5 protein-coding genes are annotated in these 3605 nt (G+C 63.7%); 1 reads left to right on the top strand and 4 read right to left on the bottom strand.

From position 1 onward, the window contains the following. The coding region (locus tag AC1DSN_RS19940) for an HAD-IC family P-type ATPase (protein ID WP_477332423.1) at positions 1-1327 on the bottom strand (1327 nt) is incomplete at its 3' end. Beyond that, complete coding sequence (locus tag AC1DSN_RS19935) at positions 1324-1740, bottom strand: heavy metal-responsive transcriptional regulator (protein WP_213948073.1); 417 nt, start codon at positions 1738-1740, stop codon at positions 1324-1326. The genes AC1DSN_RS19940 and AC1DSN_RS19935, both read right to left, overlap by 4 nt. A gap of 221 nt (positions 1741-1961) precedes the next feature. Between AC1DSN_RS19935 and AC1DSN_RS19930 the strand changes: the two genes are divergently transcribed. Further along, entirely contained in the window at positions 1962-2411 is a 450-nt protein-coding gene (locus AC1DSN_RS19930; protein WP_477332421.1) for a hypothetical protein, read from the top strand. A 91-nt stretch (positions 2412-2502) separates the two neighbouring features. Here the strand turns inward: AC1DSN_RS19930 and AC1DSN_RS19925 are convergent, their stop codons facing one another. After that, on the bottom strand, positions 2503-3150 hold the full coding sequence (locus tag AC1DSN_RS19925; RefSeq protein WP_477299063.1) for a class I SAM-dependent methyltransferase: 648 nt from the start codon (positions 3148-3150) through the stop codon (positions 2503-2505). Positions 3151-3247: 97 nt separating this feature from the next. Next, the coding region (locus AC1DSN_RS19920; RefSeq protein ID WP_477332420.1) for an SDR family NAD(P)-dependent oxidoreductase at positions 3248-3605 on the bottom strand (358 nt) is incomplete at its 5' end.

The following is a 3605-nucleotide window of genomic DNA, read 5'->3' as shown; positions in this document are numbered from 1 at the left end:
GTACCTCGACGCGCTCCCGACCGAAGACACGAAGCTCCACAAGCGTCGGCTTGCCCTCGGTAAGCGTGCCGGTCTTGTCGAAGACCAGCGTATCGACCTCGCGAAGCGTCTCGATCGCAGAGGCATCGCGGAACAACACGCCCGCCTGCGCACCGCGACCACTGGCAACCATGATCGACATCGGCGTCGCCAGGCCCAGCGCGCAGGGGCAAGCAATAATGAGTACCGAAACGGCGGCGACCAGTGCATGCGCAAACGCAGGCGTCGGCCCCATCGTCCACCACACGGCGAAGGCGAGCAGCGCCACAACGACGACGGCCGGCACGAACCACGCCGCGACACGATCGGCCACGCGCTGCAGTGGCGCGCGGGAACGCTGCGCCTCGGCCACCAGCGCGACGATGCGCGAGAGCACGGTGTCCTGGCCAACGTGATCGACACGCACTACCAGGGCGCCATGCTGGTTCTGCGTACCGCCGGTGACCTTGTCGTGCATCTTCTTCGCCACCGGCACAGGTTCGCCAGTCAGCATCGATTCGTCGATATAACTTTCGCCATCCATCACGGTGCCGTCAGCTGGCACTTTCTCGCCCGGACGTACACGCACGTGATCGCCAACACGAAGCGATTCCAGCGAGGCGTCCTCCTCGGTGCCGTCCTTGCCGATACGCCGTGCCGTCTTCGGCACCAGACCCAGCAGGCCTCTCAAGGCCTCGCCTGTCTGGCGACGTGCGCGCAGTTCGAGGAAATCGCCAAGCGTCACCAGCGTGACGATCACCGCCGCCGATTCGAAATAGACGGCTATCTGACCATGCATGTCACGCATCGCAGGCGGAAACAGCGACGGCAACGCAAAGGCGATGGCGCTGTACAACCACGCCACGCCGGTACCCAACGCAATCAACGTGTACATGTTGGGCGACCACGGCAGTAGCGAGCGCCAGCCGCGCGCAAAGAACGGCGCACCGCCCCACAGCACCACGACCGTCGCCAAAACCGCCTCCACCCACGCAAGACCCGCTGCCCACGGCTCGTGCCACATGCGCCCGGTAACGTGCGGCACCATGGCGATCAGGAACACAGGCATCGTCAACGCAACAAGAGCGCCCAGACGGCGGCCCAGCGAGCGAACCTCGCCATCATCGTCCTCGAGCGAAGGCATGGCAGGCTCGAGGGCCATGCCGCACTTCGGACAGGAACCGGGGCCTTCCTGGCGGACTTCCGGGTGCATCGGGCAGGTGTAGATCGTCCCTGCTGGCATGGGCGCAAGATCGATCACGGTCGCGGCCTCGGCAGCCGCGTCGTGTGAGCAACAGGCGTGAGTCATGCCTTGGGCTCCGCCAGCGCCTTCAGGATCGGGCAGTCTTCCGGCGCGCCGTGACCTGGGCAGGCATCGACCAGGTCCGAGAGGCCGTCGCGGACGCGCTGCAGTTCCGCAATTCGCTCATCGATGGCGAGCAACCTGGCGGCGGCCCGCTCACGCACGCCCTCTACCCCGCCATGCCGGTCTGCAGAGAGGGCCAACAGTTCCCGAATCTCATCGAGCGTGAAACCCAGATCCTTGGCCCGCCGGATGAAGCGCAACCGCGACACCGTGGCCTGGTCGTACTCGCGGTAACCCGAGGGCCGGCGCCGCGGGGCGGGCAACAGCCCTTCCCGCTCGTAGAACCGGATCGTATCGATGGCGACGCCGGCGGACTGCGCGATGCGGCCGATGGTGAGGGAGGCTTGAGTGTTCATGGGGCCAAGTCTAGACCCTTGATCTAAGTCCAGAGTCAAGCCGCCCTCTTAATGCGTGAAGTCACCTTTTTTGGACCAGCAGTGAATGAGCCGAATACGTGTAGGGCCTTTCCGATAATCGTGTAGGGGCACAGCGCTCGGTTGCTATCCCTACGCCTGGCAACGCGCATGCGCGCTAGCGTCAATGCGCCTGATCCGAGGCATTCAAAAAAAGGAAGACAATGAATCGCACCCGCTACATGCTTGTCGCATTGCTCCTGGTCTGCTTCGGCGCCCTGCCCGGGGTCTCGATGGCATTGCCCCAGTTCGCTCGCGCCGTCATTTACTTCGATGCGAACGACAACATCATCGGAAACTCCAATCTCTACTGCAACAACGTCCGCGAGCACGCGGGCACGGTGGATTACGGCAACGCTAACCGCGTCGAATTCGAGTTCGGCTGCGGCGATCCGATCGTCTCCTGTGACTCGCTGGGCGTGTGTTCGACGGTCGGACACAATACCGTGGTCACGCCCGTCTACTTCCGTTCCGCGACGGGCCGCACCATCGACAACTACTGCCTCGATCCGACATACCTCGGGGGCCCGTTCTTCAACAAGAAGGGCTGCGAGCTTCCAGCGCCTTCGGAGCTTTCCGGTTTGGGCAACTATACAAGTGGCCTCGGCTACTAGTCGCGGTCGCGAATGCAAGCAAAAAAACGCCGGCTRCAAGCCGGCGTTTTTTTGTCTTCCAAAGAATCAAGCAACCATCTCTGGGCCAGAGTTAACACTGCCCGAGATAGGGCTTCACGAATCGATAGACGAAGCGATCGGTCTCGCCTTTGATCGAGGGGTCGAAAACCTTGATCGCGTGCGGATCGTCCTCGTTCGCGAGCATGGTGCTTTCCTCCTCCAGCACGAAGCCGGCTGCCTCGACCTCCTCGCGCACGGATGCCGCGTCGATTCGATGCAGCGACTGGGTGTCGCTCGTGCCAGCCCCTGAGGCGGCGGCGTGATCGACGATGACGTAGAACCCGCCGGGCTTGAGCCGCTCGTAAACGGTTCGGTTGAACTCGGCCGCCGTCGCGCCCCTCTTCTGCATCAGCGCGGTGTGAAGGTCGTGGTAGAAAAGGTGCAACCACAGGACATCCGCTGCTTGCGTGGCTTCCGGCATCGCGACGAGATCCGCTGAGACGGCTTCGACGTTCGCCCGGCCCGGCTCCTTCGCGAGCGTCCGCATGCGGTCGACCTGATCGTTCTTTAAGTCCACGATTTCGGTCGGCACGAAGCTGTAGACACGTCCTTCGGGCCCCACGACTTCGGAGAAGATTCGGGTCCAGTCGCCGTCGCCGGGGTAAACGTCGATGACGGTGGAGCCCACCTCTACGCGTGCGAACCGGATCAGCTCGGATTGCTTGGATTGGTCGTACATCAGGATCTCCGTCGGTAGCCCATTCAGAGCGCTTCAGTGTGCCGGGCCACATGCGAGCTTCTGATGATGAAAAGGAGTGCCCGGCCGGACTAGCTCGTCAGAGCTGCGCCAGGCCGCCGTCGACGGCGACTTCGCTGGCGGTCATGAAGCTACTGTCCGACGATGCGAGAAAGGCAGCCACGGCCCCGATCTCCGACGGATCGGCCATGCGCTGGAGCGGAGTCATTGAGGCGTAGACCTTCTGGCCTTCCTCGCCTAGCGCCGCCTTCGCGAGTTCGGTCGCTGTCGCCCCAGGCGACAGCACGTTTACCCGGATGCCAGTGCCCTTCAGGTCTTCCGCCCAGGTCCGCGCGAGGTTGCGCACGGCCGCCTTGCTCGCGCTGTAGGCGCTCATGGTCGGGGCGCCCGTGGTGCCGGCACTCGACCCGGTCAGGATGATCGAACCGCCCTTGCCC

The organism is Luteibacter sp. P4_D7_3 (assembly GCF_056401735.1).
Note: the sequence above shows the minus strand (reverse complement) of the source record. Positions and strands in the feature narration are given on the sequence as shown.